Source organism: Algoriphagus formosus (assembly GCF_002807035.1).
GTDB classification, from domain to species: domain Bacteria; phylum Bacteroidota; class Bacteroidia; order Cytophagales; family Cyclobacteriaceae; genus Algoriphagus; species Algoriphagus formosus.
The window spans coordinates 62,887-82,881 of sequence record NZ_NIUC01000006.1 but is presented as its reverse complement, the minus strand read 5'-3'; the positions used below and the strand labels follow the sequence as shown (position 1 = coordinate 82,881).

10 protein-coding genes are annotated in these 19,995 nt (G+C 42.1%); 2 read left to right on the top strand and 8 right to left on the bottom strand.

The features are described from left to right. The coding region (locus tag CDH51_RS20335) for a hypothetical protein (RefSeq protein WP_232724870.1) at positions 1-253 on the top strand (253 nt) is incomplete at its 5' end. Beyond that, a complete protein-coding gene (locus tag CDH51_RS19735; RefSeq protein ID WP_100630294.1) occupies positions 253-1,044 on the top strand; it encodes a hypothetical protein in 792 nt (263 codons plus the stop codon). The genes CDH51_RS20335 and CDH51_RS19735, both read left to right, overlap by 1 nt. 701 nt (positions 1,045-1,745) lie before the next feature. Here the strand turns inward: CDH51_RS19735 and CDH51_RS20330 are convergent. The 8 genes from CDH51_RS20330 to CDH51_RS19680 form a co-directional block, all read right to left on the bottom strand. Further along, positions 1,746-1,964 carry a helix-turn-helix domain-containing protein gene (locus tag CDH51_RS20330; RefSeq protein ID WP_262494529.1) on the bottom strand — a complete coding sequence of 73 codons (219 nt, stop codon included), beginning with the start codon at positions 1,962-1,964 and terminating at the stop codon, positions 1,746-1,748. A 470-nt stretch (positions 1,965-2,434) separates the two neighbouring features. Then, positions 2,435-3,610, bottom strand: a complete 1,176-nt coding sequence (locus CDH51_RS19715) for an alpha/beta hydrolase-fold protein (protein WP_100630291.1) — start codon at positions 3,608-3,610, stop codon at positions 2,435-2,437. A gap of 351 nt (positions 3,611-3,961) precedes the next feature. After that, a complete protein-coding gene (locus tag CDH51_RS19710) occupies positions 3,962-4,924 on the bottom strand; it encodes a PorP/SprF family type IX secretion system membrane protein (RefSeq protein WP_100630290.1) in 963 nt (320 codons plus the stop codon). Positions 4,925-4,995: 71 nt separating this feature from the next. Further along, complete coding sequence (locus tag CDH51_RS19705; protein WP_100630289.1) at positions 4,996-12,030, bottom strand: MBG domain-containing protein; 7,035 nt, start codon at positions 12,028-12,030, stop codon at positions 4,996-4,998. Beyond that, positions 12,005-15,271, bottom strand: coding sequence for a beta strand repeat-containing protein (locus tag CDH51_RS19700; protein ID WP_100630288.1), 3,267 nt, complete (start codon positions 15,269-15,271; stop codon positions 12,005-12,007). The genes CDH51_RS19705 and CDH51_RS19700 overlap by 26 nt, the downstream gene beginning before the upstream one ends. Before the next feature lie 126 nt (positions 15,272-15,397). Further along, complete coding sequence (locus CDH51_RS19695; protein ID WP_100630287.1) at positions 15,398-16,561, bottom strand: ABC transporter substrate-binding protein; 1,164 nt, start codon at positions 16,559-16,561, stop codon at positions 15,398-15,400. A 68-nt stretch (positions 16,562-16,629) separates the two neighbouring features. Further along, positions 16,630-17,226 carry a phage tail protein gene (locus tag CDH51_RS19690; RefSeq protein ID WP_100630286.1) on the bottom strand — a complete coding sequence of 199 codons (597 nt, stop codon included), beginning with the start codon at positions 17,224-17,226 and terminating at the stop codon, positions 16,630-16,632. Between the two features lie 1,208 nt (positions 17,227-18,434). Next, the gene (locus CDH51_RS19680; RefSeq protein WP_100630298.1) at positions 18,435-19,994 is read right to left on the bottom strand and encodes a sulfatase family protein; all 1,560 of its coding nucleotides are present in this window, start codon (positions 19,992-19,994) and stop codon (positions 18,435-18,437) included. Position 19,995 lies beyond the last annotated feature (1 nt).

Sequence of the window (19,995 nt, the reverse complement as noted above, 5' to 3'; positions counted from 1 at the left end):
TATTGGTGATTTTATGACCATTGCCAATTGCAAATTGGTAAGGATATTAGGGTGGAATTGCAAATTCCACCCAGCCTCAATCGGAACTTCAAAGCTGCTGAGGAGAATCTACGCCCAGTTGGGGATTGTCCGCAGAGGAGTTTGGACAACTTCCAGTCGAAGAACAAAACATGAAAATGGGGCTGTCCAGGGTATTGTCCGGCCCATCACCCTTGTCGGTTATAGAGAACATGTTGAAGGGGCAAAAGCCTGATGAAACAGAGAAAAGGAGGAACGATGTGGTTAGACCAGGTAATTAGTCTTTTTAAGAAAAAACCAAAGTGTCCTGTCGGCAACACAGACAGGATTGTATTGGATAAGGTGTTTTCCTATCTAATCGAAGAGTATGGGGAAGAGTTTATTTTGGGTTCCAGCGTTTATACTGATCCCGAGGAAATAACCGGGATGGAGCTTAGTGGAGATGAAACGTATGCCCAAATACTGTTTCAAAAACTTGGAGCTATGATTGATGTTGACATAAGTATGGTGGAACTGGGTCTATTCAGCGATCCGGAGGATGTTGTGTTGGATTCAGGAGTTATCATGGTTTCGGAGGAAGGCAGTGAGCCTGCTTCCAGTAAGTTTACGGAATACTCTGATGGAAGTGTTGAAATATTGATCAACCGTAAGTATTTAAATGATTCCAGTTGTTTGGTGGCGTCCATTGCGTTTGAATTGATCCGGCTGAAATCAAGGAGAGAGGGAAAGGAATTTTCAGAGGATGAAGTTCATATGGAGGTGGCACTTGTTTTTTATGGCTTTGGGGTGTTTAATGCAAACAACTCGGTTATTAAAATGAATACCTGGTCAGGTGATTTAAGGAGTGGGTGGAATATTAAAAAAGGGCCCAGCCAGCTTTCTCCTGATGCCCACGGTTATTTGCTCGCGTTGTACTCCTGCTATAGAGGCGAAAATAATCCTGATTGGGCTGATTCTTTGGAAAAGGAGGTAATGAAGTCCTTTTGTGAGAGTTTGAAATTTCTAAGGTATAGATCCGGAAATTAGCGAAAAGTCATGTCCAAGAAACAAAACATCCTGTTCATATTCCCATTGGCACTTTCTGTTCTGTTTATTCTTTTAGGGGGTGTCATGATAGTTAAGGATCTGGCGGCTTATGGGGTGAATAGCAGAACGTTGAGATTGTCAGGCTTGGGCGGGCATCTTCTGATATTTATAGGGATTATTTTCTTGGTTGTTACCTATTACAGCTTATCTCCCTATAGTTGGGTGCGGAATATTGACTTCAATTTTTTCAACAGGAAAAGAAAAAGGACGGGGATAAGAAAAAATGATTGATAGCATAATAGGTTCGGTTTTCTTCGAGTTTATTGGGGCCTTGACAAAATGGGTTGTGTATGCGGTGCTCCACAAAGTAAGGGGGAGAGAGATTATAAGTTTTAAGGAAATGTGGGACGGAAGAAAAGGAAGCCAGAAATCGGAAATCATCATGCATGGTTTTTCGAATATACTGCTTGGTCTTATAGTGGTGGTTGGTCTTTTTGTTCTGGTTATAAAGTTGACCTAATGATTCAAAACCATATGGAAACAAAAAGCACCGCCAGTTGATGTCCGGGATTTTTTTGCGTTTACAGCGCAGCTACGTTCTTCTGGAAGAAATCTTTGAATTTTTTGTTTGTGAGCATCTTGTCGATCAGCTTAAGTATGGTCTACCTGTCCTCGTCTTCCAATTGCTGGATTAGCCTGAGCTATTCTACTGCTGTCTTGTCCTCGATAACGACTTCGGAGGGGATGTCCCCGTCGTATCCGAGTATCTGGTCGGTGGTCAAGTTGAAGAGCTGTGAAGCTTTGTAGAGTTCATCTAAGGTGATGGCTCTCGTACCCTTTTCTATTTTGCTGTATGCAGACTTGTCCACACCGATATGGTTGGCGACATCGATCTGTTTGAGGCCTATCTGCTCCCTGATTTCCCTTTGAAAGCAATGTTCTTTGGATTATGAGTGGAAGGATAACTTTTTGAAAATTTTTCGCTAGCTATCCTAGTTAGAAAAGAACAAAGAGTCTATCTTTAATATCATAAATCTATTGGAAAAAGTCCAAGTCCAAAAAAGCGTAAAACTCCGCGTCATCTTGTTGGGTTAATTTTAAGAAATTGATTATCAAATAGATAGGGACCAGGTTCGAATCCCCCACTCTCTGCCAAGCGTCTAAATTTAAACATTTAGGCGCTTTTTTTTGTCCGTTAAGCTCTAGGATCTTTCGGGGGTTGAGAACCCCCGGGTTCGAAATCGACCGAAGGGAGATTCTCTAGAGGCTGTGCGGCATGCTAGCGCGTACGAGCAATCCCCCACTCTCTGCAAAACCGGCTTTAGAAATAGAGTCGGTTTTTTTGTTTCTCCTCAAAGTCAATTTAGCCTTTTGGCTTGGCGAAAATAGCTTACTCTTTCTCCTTCTTTAGATCTGAAAGCTTATTTTTAACGTATTCATTTTCAGGATAAAGCATAAGGGATTTTGTGTAATTTTCAACTGCTTGAGATCTCTCTCCCAAAACTTCATAGCCTTCTCCAAGACTAGAATAGGCATTATGAGAATCAGGATAATTTTTCGTATTCATGATAAAATAATCTATCGCCTGTGACTTTTCATAGTCTTCCCTACTTCTCAATTTTGAATAGCCCAACTGATTGACCAAACTCTCAGGCGGTAAAAATTCCCAAGACAGACGCTCGGAAATTTCAGCAAAGTGGTTTTCCAGGTGGCTTGGACTATCTACATCTCTATAAGAAATATCATAACCTATGAAAATGGCGGAGAAACCATTGTGAAAAGCAATCAGAGGAACAGAAGAATGGCTCTCATTTTCGAAGTACTCTAATTTTGCATGAAAGTCTTTTTCACTTTTACTATTCAATGCCTCGAAAAGTCGAAGGTGTCTATCTCGGTTGCTAAAATTCCTTTTACCCCAGTTCGCTGTTGCAAAGTAGATATACCTATCAAATGGCTTCTGCGTCAGGGTATCGAGCTTTTGATCCATCGTCTCAGCATCCCAGGTGCCAAAGCTCGGATCCACAGCAATGAAGGCATGAAAAAGCGATTCCTCCTTCATGTAAGCATGGGTGGCAAGCAGACCACTCAAGGAATGGCCGAATAAAATCCGATAAGGGGTCGTCCGATAGTTTTGGTCCAAATGGGGGATCAATTCTTTTTCCAAAAATTGCAGAAACTTCTCTCCGCCTCCGGAATTATTTTCCCTTACCGTGATGATTTTTTCTGGTGTATAATCCCTCCTTCTATCTACATTTTGAATACCCACAACGATCATTTCAGGAGCCTTCCAACTTCGATATCGGTCAGAGCTCATGTAACGAACCATAGTTGAGGTAGTATTAAAGTGAGAATCCCCATCCAAAACTATCAATAAGGGATATTCCTTGTAGGGATTACCCTCTTGAAAATAGGAGTCAGGAAGACTGACCCAATAGCCTCTTTCCTCATTTAATATGTCAGAATACAAGCTCTGTTTTGTATCGGACTTTAAGTCTTCAGTTTCTTGTCCTGATGCAACTTGAAAGATTGCCATAAGTGCAATCAAAAAATTGATCATTTTAATCATAGTTAGTGGGTTTTGGTGGGGGTGAAAATTTAGTTTTTGTAGAAATCAGGCCAGAATCTATTTAGATGAAGGTCTTTAAATTCATTTTCATGAAAAGGTTTTCCCTCAAAAAATCCTGACTGAGCCTATTTCTAATACGAGAACCAGGTCAAAGTTATCGGAATTTATTAATCCCATATTTCAAAAAATACATCCCATCTCAATGTTTAAAGGCTTTGTTTTTGATTTTCTAGTAAAAAATGGAAGTGATTTATCTCCCAAAAAAATGTCAATCAGACCTGAGAGAACCATATTTGACAAAAGTATTAAAAGGCCAATTATCTTATCAATTGGCCGATTATTTCATCTTTCTCACCAAATCAACACCTCATTCTCTCTTCTTCGGGTGTTGTCTCTGAACAGGTTGAAGACAGCCGTGAACTCATGGGTATTACCCGGTAAGTTGTAATCTCCACCCACCGGAAACTCAAAGAGGTAGCCGATTCGAAGTCGCTTGGTCAAAATACCCATCTGTAGATTGGTCGCATTGTTCACACGCGTGCCCACACCCAGCCAAAACCTATCCATCAGCAAGGTCTTCAGATTTAGCTCAAAGTTGTCATTGACGTCTTTCTGAGTTCGGTAATAGGCATTGAAAATCAAGGCCACATTGGGACTCAAAGCTTCCCGATAACCTCCCTGAATGATACTGGAGGCCGGATAGCTGTCAATAAACTCATCCCCGGAGATGATCGCCCCACCCCCAACTCGATGCATGCCGTAGGAGAGGTAATACTTGGAGTGGGTCAAAGCTAATCCAATATTGAAGTCTACCACCTGCATATCAGAGAAGCCTCCCAAATACTGACCTAAGGTGGGATCGTTCAAGTCTTCCGAAGTCAAGGCGTTCCCGTCAAGGCGGATGTTCTGATAACTCACACCCGCACCCAACCTCAGATTATGCTTCTCTGTCAATCTTACTCTAGAAGCATAGGACACAATCAATTCGGTCTCTCTAAAAGCGCCATAAGTATCCTGAAGCATGTTTACCGATAATGCATTCTTACCCATCAAGGCTGGATCCATCTCTCCTGACAGTTCCCCAAAATCCAGCTCCGCACTCACAAAATAGCTCCTCGGAGCTCCCTCAATGCCCGACCATTGGTTTCGCACAAAGCCTCTCACTGCACTTCCCTCATAGCCGGTCAGGCCGGGATTGAAATAGCTCTGAAAATGGCTAAAGTTGGAAACGTATTTTCTGGTCTGAGACTTTGCTTGAAAATTCATTCCAAACATCAAAAGTCCAATGGCGAGTATATAGTAAAATTTCTTCATCGTTTTCTTCGTTTTACACTGTTAAAAAATGGGGACAGAAAGGGTCTTTTTCTTATCTGCCCCCCTTGTTTCTACTGTTTCAATAGGTTTAGCATTCCCCTTCTCACCTCTCCGGTTTCTACCACCGTAATCACCCACAGGTAGGCCGTCACGACAGGTTCTTTGCCATTTACACGGCCATCCCAGCGCACATCGGGATCTTCGGTGTAGAAGACTCTGTTGCCGCTTCCTACTTCAATGATCTGGATCTGAACTCCCTCGTAGTATCGCAAGGCCGGTACTCCCCAGGTGTCGTTGACACCGTCATTGTTTGGAGTAAAGGTGTTTGGAATATCCAACTGATCCAATGGTGTACGCTGTCGTTCGATCTGGAACTCTTTGTCCAGAGTATTGCCTGCCCGGTCGGCAACCCTCACACGAATAGTGAATTGGGTTCTTCCCGATACCTGCTCCGCACTGCTCCAGAAGAGTATGCCGTCAATGATTTCAAAATATTGATTGTCTGCTGCTCCATCGATCAAGGTGATCTCGTGAACATCATCGGAAGGATCCACTACCGTAAAGAAGCCTATCTCCTGGAAGAATACATCCGGTATCGCAATGAAACTATTCGCACTCAAGCTCAGATCCTGCGGGGCCGGCTTCGGCTCAACGGTAATCGAAACGATTGGCTCCAGCTCATAGGTATTAAACAGTCCTTCAGCAAGCGTTACGGTTCCTCTAAAGTTATTGGTTCCTACAATCAGCGGGTTAAAGCCTGTCAGGTTCCAGCTTACCGCCAGGTTGATAAATTCTCCAAGACCCGTGATGCCCACCACTTCTTCAGCCAATGGCACTTCCGCAGCCGGGGTGCCCCAGGCAACTGTCACAGACTGGCTTACAAACTCGACAATCGAGCGATCCTGTACATAGTCCGGAACACCGTCTCCGTCGGAGTCTAGGAAATCTGAACCGTTGTTTGGATTGCTTCCCTCTCTATCCTCCACATAATCAGGAACTCCGTCTTCATCCGTATCCGGATAGTCACTTGAATCATTCGGGTCAGTACCTGCATCCTCTTCTACTTGGTCAGGAACGCCGTCTCCGTCTGAATCCCTGAAGTCGTCCGGATCATTCGGATCGGTGCCATCCGCCAGCTCCACATCATCGGGAACGCCGTCTCCATCACTGTCATTGGTGATAATCTCAAAGTCAGCTCCCGTAAAGTTGATCGTGTAGTTTACTCCAGCATCCAGGCTTCCCTGATTGATCGCATAGAAACCTACCGCTTCACCGGCTTCTCTGCCCAAGGCTCCCGTAAAAATGGATTCATCATCCCCTTCTCCGTAACCCGTAGCTGTAAAGATCAATACCGGATCGGTCTCACCGAAGAGCTTGCTCTGTCCTTCATCTGCTGTCACTGTCAGTTCAGCCGGAGTGATCGTCAGACCAGCTGTCAATATTAACTCATTGAAGTTGCTTCCTGTAATCGTGGCCGTCGCTTCCTGGGTTCCAACATCCGTTCTCGTGTTGTTGGTGTAGCTTACAGAAGTTCCTTCTGGAAGTGTACCCGAGATCACAAGGGTCTTTTCAGTTCCATCGAAGACAAATTCTCCGTCATTAAAGGTGATACCCGAAATATCTACCGGGGTAATAGTCAAATCAGCAGTCAGTACAAGATCATTGTAGTTGCTTCCTGTGATCGTGGCCATAGCCTCCTGAGTTCCAACATTCGTTCTGGTATTGTTTGCATAGGTTACCGAAGTTCCTGCCGGAAGTGTACCCGAGATCACTAGTGCCTTTTCAGTTCCATCGAAGACAAAGCTTCCATCATTAAAGGTAATTCCGGTGATATCGGCCGGGGTGATCGTCAGATCAGCGGTCAAGACCAAATCATTGAAATTGCTTCCTGTGATCGTGGCCCTAGCCTCCTGAGTTCCAACATTCGTTCTGGTATTGTTTGCATAAGCAACCGAAGTTCCTGCTGGAAGTGTACCTGAGATCACTAGGGTCTTTTCAGTTCCATCGAAGACAAAACTTCCATCATTAAAGGTGATTCCTGTAATAGCTGCCGGTGTGATCTCAAAGTCAGCGTCTGTATAGTTGATCGCATAATTAATACCTGCGTCAAGACTTCCCAAATTGATCGGATAAGTACCCACATTTTCTCCTGATGCTCTTGCCAAGGCTCCAGTGAGGATGGTTTCATCATCCCCCGCTTCAAAACCGGTCACTTCATAGGTAAATACTGGATCGGCTGTACCAAATACTTTGGACTGGCCTGCATCAGCCACTACATTCAGTACTTTCTCTGCAATCTCAAAATCAGCGCTTGTGAAGTTGATTACATAATTAGACCCGGCTTCAAGCGTACCCAAAGTAATCGCATACATGCCAACATCTTCTCCGGCAACTCTTGAAAGTGTTCCCGTCAAAATCGAGGTATTATCCCCATTTCCAAAGTTTGAAGCGATGTAAGTAAACACCGGATCGGCCGAACCAAACACTTTTACCTGATTTGGATTCGCTGTGACATTCAGCGTTCGAGTTGTAATGGTAAAGTCAGCTCCCGTGAAGTTGATCATGTAGTTTGAACCGGCATCAAGTGTTCCTTGATTAATTGTATAAATCCCTACATTCTCTCCAGGAGCTCTTTCCAAGACTCCTGTCAGAACACCTACATCATCACCGTTTTCGAAACCCGTTGCCTGATAAGTGAAGGCTGGATCAGCATCACCGTAAACCTTGCTTTGGCCGGCATCAACTGTGAGGATCAAGGTCTTTTCGGTAATCACAAAGTCAGCTCCGGTGAAGTTGATCGTATAGTTGTCTCCAGCGCTTAGTGTGCCCAGATTGATTGCATACGTACCGACATTCTCTCCATTTACTCTGGAAAGCGCTCCCGTCAGAATTCCCTCATCATCTCCGTTTTCAAAGCCCATTGCCTGATAAGAAAAGACTGGATCGGTATTGCCGTAAACCTTGCTTTGACCGGCATCTGCTGTGATGTTTAACGTTGCTGGAGTGATCTCGAATTCAGCCGCTGTATAATTGATCGTATAATTTGATCCTGCATCAAGCGTGCCCTGATTGATCGTATAATTCCCGACATTTTCACCAGCAACTCTGGAGAGCACTCCGGTCAGAATATTTTCGTTATCCCCATTTTCAAAACCAGCAGCCTGGTAAGTGAAGATTGGGTCAGCTTCGCCATAAACCTTGCTCTGTCCAGCATCCGCAGTGATAGTTAGCGTAGTAGCGTTGATCTCAAAATTCGCAGGGGTAAAATTGATCGTGTAGTTAGGGCCTGCATCCAAGGTGCCCAAGTTGATCGCGTAAGTCCCCACGTTTTCTCCACTCACTCTGGATAATGCTCCAGTGAATATACTTTCATCATCCCCTGCTTCAAATCCACTTGCTGTAAAGGTAAATACCGGATCTGGATCACCATAAACTTTAGATTGACCGGAATCCGTCACTATATTCAATACTTTTGGCACCACTACGATGGTCACCTGCACATTCACCTGAGCGGGATTCCCATTCACGTCTGTGACAGTATAGGTAATGGTATTCACTCCTTCATCATTTCTGTCAAAGGTAGATTTACTAAATACTTGAGATTGGATTCCACAATTATCGAAGGATCCCTCATCAACCATTCCGACGTTTAGGTCCACAGTACCAAATGCGTCCACATTTAATGTGATTGATGATTTGGCTAAAATAGTCGGGTCTACGACATCCTGAACCTCAACACTTGAAGTTGCAAAGTCAGAATTTCCAGCTTCATCTGTTGCTGTCACAGTAACTGTGTTATTTCCAATATTGGAACAATCAAAACTTGTTTTATCCAGACTCAGCAGAATATCTTCTGAGGCTGAAAAATCATCTGTAATCTGAACATTCAGAAAATCTGCTGGTGTAATACTCGGTGTGAGGCCATTGTTGTCCAACTGAAGAACAATACCGCCAATTAGAATCGGAGTAGGAGCTTGAGTATCAAAAGTAACGGATAGTGCTCCAGAGACTGGACTGACGTTGTTCGCAAAATCAGTAGCTGTAGCTGTGATGGAATGAACTCCTGTGGAAACATTCCCTGTGGCTGTAAAGGACCAATTACCTGATCCATCGACTATAGTGGTACCCAAAATCCCATCCAAGTCACTAATTACCGTAACAGTTGAATTTGCCAAAGCCGTACCGGTAAAGGTTGGTGTTAAATCATTGGTAATATTATCCGAGTCACTTCCTCCTGAATCGCTGGTGGCAGCTAGATCCGGAGTGCTTGGCGCATCCACATCATCATTCAAAATAGTCACCGTAGCCTCATCCGAGACATCAAATGATCCAGCTGGTACCGCTGAAACCAATCCACTCATGGATACAATTACTGTTTCATCCGGTTCTGGAGTGGCATCTGCCGTTGGAGTAATTGTAAACGTCTGTGTTTCATTTGCTACACCTACGAAAGTCAAGGTTTGAGCGGCTATCGATGTGTAATCACTGTCGGCTGTAGTAGCAGTTCCGTCTGTTGTACTTACATTCACGGTAAACCCACCAGCAACTGAATTACTTAGACTTACGGTTACAGTAATTGCTCCATTATCCTCTTTTCCGCTGACATCGTTGATAGTCAAAATTGCCAAGTCATCATTTGATATTGTCAAAGTAGCATCATCCGATATGTCTATTGGAGATGATGTGCCGGCAAGATTACTCATGGAAATAGACACTGTTTCATCCACTTCAACTTTCTGATCATCTATAATCGGGATATCAAAAGTCTGGATTTCTCCTGCAGTACCTGCAAATGTCAAAGTAGTGATTACCGAATTGTAATCAGAATCAGCAGTTGTCGCAGTTCCATCTGAAGTAAATACATCTACCGTAAATCCTCCTTGCACAGCATTATCCAATGTGGCGCTGATCGTCGCATTTCCATCGGACTCACTGACCTGTACATTAGCTATTGTGACGGTAGCTTGATCATCATTTGTGATGGTTCCGGTACCGGTTCCATCTCCAATAAGGACGCCAGTTCCGGTAGGATTGGATAGTGTAAGCGTGAGGGTCTCATCGAGTTCCACTATTTCATCACCGATAACTGTGATATCTACTGTTTTACTGGTTTCTCCTTCTGCAAAGGTTAGAGTTCCAGATGTCGCAGTGTAATCTGACCCGGCTATTGCTGTTCCATTAGAAGTTGCGTAGTCAACAGTAGCTCCTCCGACAGGTGTTGGATTATCCAGACTTATGGTAAAGCTTAGGCTTGTATTTCCCAAATTTCCCTCAACTACACTTGGATCGTTAATGGAAACTGAAACATCAATGATTTCAGTACTGATCGCTATTGCCCATACATTTCCTGCTGCTCCGGATGGAATTATCTCGGAATCGTTACTTCCATCCAAATCTGCAATTCGGATTCCTATAAGTGGTCCACCATAAAATAATCTACCGGCTTCTTGGTCAATATCTAAGCCCTGAGGCACTCCCTCCGAAGTCAAAGTCTCTATGTTTGATCCGTCTAGATCAGACCTGCTCAAATCGTCTCGATCCGTGAAATATATTTTGCTATTTAAAGCATCTACTTGAATTGCCCAAGGTTGATTTAATTCAGTAAAAATTACATCTTCTTGATTCGTTCCATCAAAATTTGATCTTAAGAACCTAGACCCATTGTATAAACCCCAATAAACTTTATTGTTGAAATTATCTACCCAAACATCAAATGGATTTTGTGTAGTTGAGATTACATCCTCTTGGTTAGATCCGTCCAAATCAGAACGCCTGATCTTGTTGGCACTAAATTGCGTCCAATATATCTTGTTGTTTTCAAGGTCTAAAGCAATACCATTTGCGCTAGCACCAGAAACAACCGTCTCTACATTTGATCCATCAAGATCTGCTCTAAAAACATCTCCGTTAAGGGCATTGAAGTAAATCTTTTCAATATCCTCATCCAATCGAACACTGATTGCACTTCCAGTATAAACCGTTTGAATGTCAGATCCATCCAATTTGGCTGTTTGAATGCTTTCCCCATTCGCCCAATAAATCCTGGTTGCTTTTTTGAAATCGTCATTAAAAATCAATCCTGTGCCTACTCCTTTTCCAATACTCACAGCAGATCCAGTTGGATTGGAAAGAGTCAATGTAAGTGTTTCGCTCTTTTCTATCTCGGTATCTCCATTTACAGAGATATCAATGGTCTTACTTGTTTCTCCGGCTGCAAAACTAAGCGTTCCACTAGCCGCGGTATAATCTGACCCTGCTATTGCCGTTCCATCGGAAGAAGCAAAGTCTACAGTAGCTCCTCCGACAGGAGCTGGAGCACTTAAGGAAACAGTAAACTGTAAAGTTGAAGTACCTGCGTTGCCTTCAGCGACTGAAGGGTCATTTACTGAGAAAAAGGCATCATCATCATTTATAATGGTTACAGTTGCACCATCCGTTATATCTATATCCCCGGATGCTACAGTCCCTGAAACTACATTACTCATCGATATAATAACTGTCTCGTTTGGTTCTGGATTCGCATCTGCCGTAGGCGTCACCGTAAAGGTCTGTATTTCCCCAGCTGTTCCGGCAAAAGATAAGGTTTGACCTGTTACAGCAGTGTAATCGCTATTTGCCGTGGTAGCTGTCCCATCTGCTGTGCTTACATCCACATCAAACCCACCGTCAACTGCATTGTCTAGAGTAACTGTCACCGTAATATCCCCATCATCTTCGTTTCCGCTGACATCGGCTATCGTTAGGGTAGCCTGATCATCATTATTGATGGTTAGTGTCGCTCCATCGGTAATATTTAAATCAGCTGGATCAACGGTAACAGGTACCAGGTTACTCAAAGAAATAGATACCGTCTCGTCTACTTCCACTTTTGTATCTGCACCAAGAGTAATGCTAAAAGTCTCCGTTTCACCCGCCGTACCGACAAAAGTCAAGGTTTGACCAGTCACAGAGATATAATCACTATCTGCTGTCGTGGCGGTTCCATCAGCAGTACTAGCTTCCACACTAAAGCCACCGTCTACTGCATTATCCAAAGTAAGCGTGAGGGTTGCAGTACCACTGTTTTCATCGACCGTAACATCAGCGATCGTTACGGCNGCTTCCATCTGCTATGACCACAGCTGTTCCTGTAGGATTAGACAGCGTAAGGGTAAGCGTCTCATCAAGCTCTACAGTTTCATCACCGATAACAGTGACATCTACTGTTTTACTAGCCTCTCCAGCCGCAAAGCTTAGAGTTCCAGATGTTGCTGTATAATCTGACCCTGCTATTGCTGTTCCATCGGAAGTAGCAAAGTCAACAGTAGCTCCCCCAGCAGGAGCTGGAGCACTTAAGGAAACGGTAAATGTTAGACTTGTAATACCAGCGTTACCTTCAGCGACTGAAGGATCATTTACTGAGAAAAAGGTATTATCATCATTTATAATGGTGACAGTTGCACCATCCGTAATATCTATATCCCCGGATGCTACAGTACCAGCAATTACATTACTCATCGATATAATCACTGTCTCGTTTGGTTCTGGATTCGCATCTGCCGTAGGCGTCACCGTAAAGGTCTTTATTTCCCCAGCTGTTCCGGCAAAAGATAAGGTTTGACTTATTACAGCAGTGTAATCGCTATTTGCCGTGGTAGCTGTCCCATCTGCTGTGCTTACATCCACGTCAAACCCGCCGTCAACTGCATTGTCTAGAGTAACAGTCACCGTAATATCCCCATCATCTTCGTTTCCGCTGACATCAGCTATCGTTAGGGTAGCCTGATCATCATTATTGATGGTTAGTGTCGCTCCATCAGTAATATTTAAATCAGTTGCATCAACGGTGACAGGTACCAGGTTACTCATAGAAATAGATACCGTCTCATCTACTTCCACTTTTGTATCTGCACCAAGAGTAATGCTAAAAGTCTCTGTTTCTCCTGCCGTACCGGCAAAAGTTAAAGCCTGAGCAGTTACAGCAGTGTAATCACCGTCTGCTGTCGTGGCGGTTCCATCAGCAGTACTAGCTTCCACACTAAAGCCACCGTCTACTGCATTATCCAAAGTAAGCGTGAGGGTTGCAGTACCACTGTTTTCATCGACCGTAACATCAGCGATCGTTACGGCGGCTTGATCATCATTTGTTATAGTTCCTATACCGCTTCCATCTGCTATGACCACAGCTGTTCCTGTAGGATTAGACAGCGTAAGGGTAAGCGTCTCATCAAGCTCTACAGTTTCATCACCGATAACAGTGACATCTACTGTTTTACTAGTCTCTCCAGCCGCAAAGCTTAGAGTTCCGGATGTTGCTGTATAATCTGACCCTGCTATTGATGTTCCATCGGAAGTAGCAAAGTCAACAGTAGCTCCCCCAGCAGGAGCTGGAGCACTTAAGGAAACTGTAAATGTTAGACTTGTAATACCAGCGTTACCTTCAGCGACTGAAGGATCATTTACTGACAAACTAGTAGTTGAATTTTTAATTTTTGTATCAATAGCGGCAGCACCTACATTACCGAAAGGATCGGTTAAGGTTGCAGATAAAGTGATCGTACCTGCCCCCAACCCACTTAAATCAATTCCTGTGATTTGATCAGTTGACGTAACAATAGTTCCCGAACCAGAAACTGGAGAGCCCCCTCCACTACTTGAGAACGTAAAATTATAAGTGGAACCAAGTTCTGCTCCAGCGAAAGTAAAACTTACAGCAGATTCATTGATTGGCGAAATAGGATCCTGATCAATGGACACCGAATAACCCGAAGGGACAGCAGCATCCTCATCATTTATAGTAATCGTTACTTGATCTGGAGTTCCTTTAATGGCATTCGTAGGAGTTCCCATATCGATGATGATGGTCTCATCACCCTCTTCGATTCCATCAAATAGGGAAGTTACCCGAATGCTATCCATGGTCTCTCCTGGAGAAAGTGTAATTGTAGATCCTGTGATAGAATAATCCGTCCCACCGCCAGTTGCAGTCCCTGAAAAAGTTAAAGGAACAGAAACAGTCACCCCAGCAACTGCATCTAAATTCGCCCTGACATATGCTTGTCCACCACTTTCATCGGCAATCGGATTATAAACACCCAATACCTCCAAGGTCGCAGTGGGCTGTGAATCATCATCTATGATGGTGTAGGTAATCTGTTGGGTTCCACTTTCCGTTCCATTAGTGACACTTGCTATATCAATGATTACCGTTTCATTGCCCTCAAAAAGTACATCTGGAACATTGTTAAGGTTGATAGTTCCGGAATTATTTCCAGCTGGTATCACGATAGTATTGCTTGAAATGGAATAATCTACACTACTACCTACGGCTGTTCCGGAGAATGAAAAATTTATCGTAGTATTTGCTCCATAGATGTTTGATAAAGTAGCTGTAACAACATTTGCAGTCGTTAATGACTCCAATCTTGAAGTCGGACTTACTCCGATAGTTACAGTAGGTACGGGAAGTAAATTCAGAGTTGCAATGTAATTGCCGGAGCTATTAACCGTCCCATCATTTACCTCGAATTGGAAGGAGGTATTGGTTGATCCATTTTGCAAATATTTGAGTCTACCGGCATCTAGATTAGCTTTTGAAACCGTACTAGACGCACTTAATACTTCTCCTCCATCTAATAAATTGTTTCCATTTGAATCGACAAAAAGTGTTCCCGAAGCAGGAGCAGATTCAATCAGCAAATTATTCAAGGGATCTCCATCACCATCATTGTATCCAAAATCGGAGGTTGAAAAGGTATAGACTAGATTTTCGAAAGGACCATTGGACGCAGTAAATGAGGATGCAGTGGGAGCTGTATTTGAGGCTATTGCAGCACTAAAAACAAATGAATCAAATATGGCATCAAAACCAAATGAGCTTCCTTCATCTGTCAAAACAACAGATGTAACATTATCAAAACTCGAATTCAAGTTTGTAGTTACACCATTGCCAAACCTTAAAGGGCCAATAGTTTGGGAACCAGTTGAAGCCCCACCATTAAAACCCTCTATTTTTACCCCAGCATTGGTATCAAAAGCACCTTGGGCCCAAAAAGAGTCAAACTGAAATGCAGAATTATCTGTTTTGGAAATTGTAATGGTTTGTCCCGCGGTAAACTCTGGAATAATCCCACCTGTACCGCCTTCTCCATCATTAGCATCATAAGTAATATCTCCAGAGGAAGGATTGGGGTTATTAGTGTTAAAAACGAACTTAAAACCATTAATTCCTGCAGCGAGGCTTGCTGTGATATCTTGACTACTGCTATACCCCTGATCATCAAACGTAACAGTGGTTTGGGCCTGTATTTGAAAAAACAAGAAAAAGGAGAAGAGGGTCAAGCCCAAAAATCTTTGATTCAATATCATGGTCTTATTTTTTTTCTAATGTCTGTGTAAACCTTCAGCCTTTGATAATCATCTTCAAAGAGCAGATCAGATTCATATTTGATATATTTATTCTATCTTACTTTCAATCACCTACCTGCTGCAATTCTAAATACACATGTAGGGATTTTTCCATCCGGATGGAGTGGCGTCCCTAATATCTTTTAAGATGGCTTCGTTGTAAAGCAGTCCCTTTCCTCTTTCTACCACCAATCTATCGATCGATGTATTCGAAGTCTTAACTTTCAAAATATCTATCTCAGGAATAGAAAAACCTGACTCTGGGTAAAAATTCCGTTCACCCCTAGGGCCTCTTACTTTCTCGGTCTTTAATAATGATTTGACTTTATCAAAGTCTTTTTTCTGCAGATAAGAAAATAATTCTTTGAAAATCAAGCCTCCTTCATAGCCGAGAAGTGCGTACATGTTGGTATCCTGACCGGCAATCGATCTAAACTTTTGAACGAAATGCCTATTTTCTTTGCGCTCATTTCTGAGATCATAGGTCGAAGCCGTATACATTTCAAGTCCTAAGTGCCGGACATCACTCAGCCACTCATCGTAGACCATGTTTTCATTGACAATAAGGGGTATTTCTTTATTCAATCCAGCTTGATGCCAATCATTCAAGAATTGTAGACCGCTCGGCCCGCTAAATAAGGCATGTACCACACTTGGTTTTCCAGCTTTCATTTCGGCTATAGCTGGTGCAGGAACAACTAGATGTGGGTTTGTCTTGGTAGAATCAATCACCTTAAGCAAAATATTCCCCCCTGCACCAAGAGAAACACCTTGATTAAAAGAAGAGTGTAGATGATAGCCCGCTTCATACATTGGCATGATCATTCCAATTGGCGACCCAAACTGTTTGGAAGCCCACCTACCCAAAGCAAATTCACATTGCCACATTTGATTTGATGAGAAAAATGCACTATCACCCAAATAGTCAAAATGCGGAATATTTTCACCCAAATCGAAGAAGAAGCCCAACTTATTATAAGTCTCAAGCAGGGGTAAGATTTCCGGTAAGGATGCATAGCTGATCAATCCTGAGATCATATCCACCTTATCAATATGAATCAGTTTTTTGATGCCTTCAGCGCACTTATTTCCCGCACCTGTCTCGGTAAAATAGGGAATGAATTGGATGTCATTTTGTCGAAACGGATCTCTATCGAAGCCTAGGAAAAACCCAGTCAGTAAATGCTCCGCATAATAGGGATACAGTGAAGAGTAAGGCTGTAGAAACCCAATTTTGATAGGTACGCTCATTTTGTCTATGATGGTCTAAATAAAATGGGTTTTAGACGCTTCTAAAACCCATTTAACCACTGATGTTTTTAGTTTCTAGGAGGGAAAATACCCTGCATACAGAAAATAAACTGGATCACACCGATTGGCTGAACGATGCTAATTGGCTGGCTTCCCCCGGCGTTTCCAGTCGTTCCAGTTCCTGTAATAGAACCTCCAGCAATAGGAACATTAGCTGCAGAAGTATTATCCGTATACACCTGAGCTACACCTGCAGGAACAGGACCGTTAGCTGGAGTTACAGCTTTTGCAAAATACTTTCCGTTAGGATCATTGGAATTTCCATCAACATTTTTGCCTTCAATAGTGACCTGCAAAGCTGAAGCTTGAAAATTATGATTATGAACCGGCATTTCTAATTGAGTTAAGGTAGTGGTCTCAGAACCTTGCTTAGCTCCTTGTTGGTGAAATGAAGTGCCGGGACTTTGACCTGCCCCTACTGGAGCCCTTCCTCTTAGATCTGGTAAGGCAAATGTTGTTCTTCCGTCACCTCCATAGATAGTTCCTATGAGCGAAAAAACTGCTGTAAACTGTGAGATCGCGATCAATTGTCCTTGACATAGCGACCAACCTCTTGGAGCCCATGTAGGCCCCCAACCCATGATGGTTGATAGGTAAGATTCCATAATAAAATGTAGTTAGTTGTTAATAAAAAGAATTAATTCTAAATATCTCCAATATAAATTCCCGAACCTATACGTATTTATACTTATTTACATATTACAATAAAAAAATATTTACAATTAATTGATTTTCAATATCTTAAACTCAGTATTTTTCTTTAACCTAATTCCTTATCTAATGTTTTATTATTTAGTATTTTGAATTCAATTTATATAAAAAACATATTTATGTATTTATTATTCATTATAAAATGAATGAAAAATGATTATATATATGATATTTTATATAATCACCGTTTGCCAAACATATAAAACAACTCTTAAAGCTTTTAAATGGCACTTTTTATTAAAAGATCATGATTTTCATCTAATGATTAAATGTTATTAAAAATCAACATGAGAAGAGGTGGCAGCCATTTCAACGGCCAAACTCAAAAATCTTAATTCAAAAATGAAATCATGCCAAGGACATAGCCAGCCGAGGGGGGTAGCAACACAGAGATTATTGAGAGCAATGAGATCATCCTTAGCCAAGGCATTAGAGAGAATTTGGGTTTCAGAAATCCAGTTTAGTCACTATCTAAGCTGCCAAAACTTTATGCCATCACTTATACCCTAATCAAAAATTCAGGAAGCTCTACCCCTTTCGTACTCAAGAACTCGATATCCGATATTCAACTGGGGTATAAAAAAGATGGTTTTTGAGCTCCAGCTTTTATTGTTCGCCTTAGTTAGCTTAGAAAACATAGAGGCCTGTGCTCCAGCTATTGATTCTGGCTTTTCCAGTTGTAGAGCATCCTCTTTTGACAGGTTTACGATTGAAAAGGGCTTTTATCAATCAAAAAGAGAAAACACCAAAAAAAGGTTCTTTTTTTAGCAAAAAAAAGCCTTGTAAATCGCTGATTTACAAGGATTTGGATTCTTTTAAAATTCCTTACTGTCGGGGTGACAGGATTTGAACCAAAGATTATAAATCACTGATTTTTAGATATTTAGAATATTTTATTTTTTTAGACTCACAGAATTATTCACCAGCACAAGCAAAATCATAACTACCTGATTTACATTTAAATATAAGCTTTTGAAAAGATAAAAGAAAATGTGACTTTTTTATTTTCTTTTGGGATCACGATTTTAACCAAACAGGCATTTCACAGCATTATACTTCAAATCATTTTATCGAAAGGTTTTAATTAAAAAACCAAGTTCAATTACTTCAACTCCAGTTGTTCTACCTGACCAGCTGAACCTCTGATAGCTTGGTAGGTTTGAATCATATCATCTAATTTGTCAGGGTTAGTGGAAGCAAGATTATTACGCTGCCCAAGGTCTTCTTTCAGATTATACAATTGATATCCTGAAGAATTTCCCAATTCTATGTTAACCTGATTTTGGACTGCTGGTCCAGGATATGGGGGAATCATAATCCAATCGCCTTGTCTGAGAGCAGTCTTGGTAGTGGCTTCCAAAACAAAGGAATCCCTTCCTACTTTGCTTTTCCCCAAAAAAGTATCCAATAAATTTTGACTATCGGTGGTTTTCTGTTCGCTTCCTACTAAAGCGGCTATAGAAGCCAATAAATCGACTTGGGTCACTAAAGCATCAGAGACTCCAGGCTGGATAGTGCCTTTCCAATAAGTCACAAAAGGAACTCTGGTTCCTGCTTCGAAAAGAGAATACTTACCACCTCTTAATGGCCCAGCAGGAGTATGATCTCCTAATTTTTCCACAGCATCATCGTAATATCCGTCATTGAGTACTGGTCCATTATCACTGGAAAAAACTATTAAGGTATTTTCCAATATGCCTTCTTCCTCCAAGGTTTTGATGAATTCTCCAATCACCCAGTCTGCCTCCAAAATCACATCTCCTCTCGGTCCCATACCCGATTTCCCTTCAAATCGGGGATGAGGAGTGCGCGGTACGTGAGGTTGCTGAAGTCCATAATAAAGAAAAAAGGGTGCACTAGCTTGAGTTTTCTCTTTGATGTAGGCTTTTACTTGGTTTAGAAAATGATCAGCCATATCTACATCACTCCATTTAGCAGCTTCTCCACCTTTCATAAAACCAATTCTAGGCACTCCATTTACGATGCTGTTATTATGGCCGTGATGCCATTTCATAGTGAGCAAATCCGGGTGGGTTAATGCCGTAGGTTCATCCTCAAAGTTTTGATCATAATTTACTTGAATAGGGTCATTTGAATCCAAATTCACAACTTTTCCATTTTCAATATAAACGGTGGGTACTCTATCTTGAGTTGCGGCCATGATATGGGAAAAATCGAAACCCACTTCATTTGGTCCGGGCTTAATTTCCTGATTCCAGTTCACATTACCACTACCCAATCCCAAGTGCCATTTCCCGATAACTGCTGTATGGTAACCTTGACTTTTAAGAATTTTGGGTAAAGTCAATTGGGCAGTATCAATCAACAATGGGGCTGTACCGGGAAGAATTTTGGCATCCTGATTTCTCCATGGATAGGTTCCTGTAAGAATAGCATAGCGACTAGGAGTACAGGTAGCAGAGGAAGCATAACCATTGGTGAATTTAATCCCACCATTAGCCAATCTATCCATATTAGGCGTTTGGAGTTTACCCGACTCATAGGCACTCACATCTCCATACCCTAAATCATCAAGGTAGATGAAAACAATATTCGGTTTCTGGGAAGAATTCTCCTTTTGAGTTTCTTTATTTTGACAAGCCCAAAAAATTAGTAATATCAGTCCTATCACCAAATACCTGTTTCTCTGTTTAAAATTCATA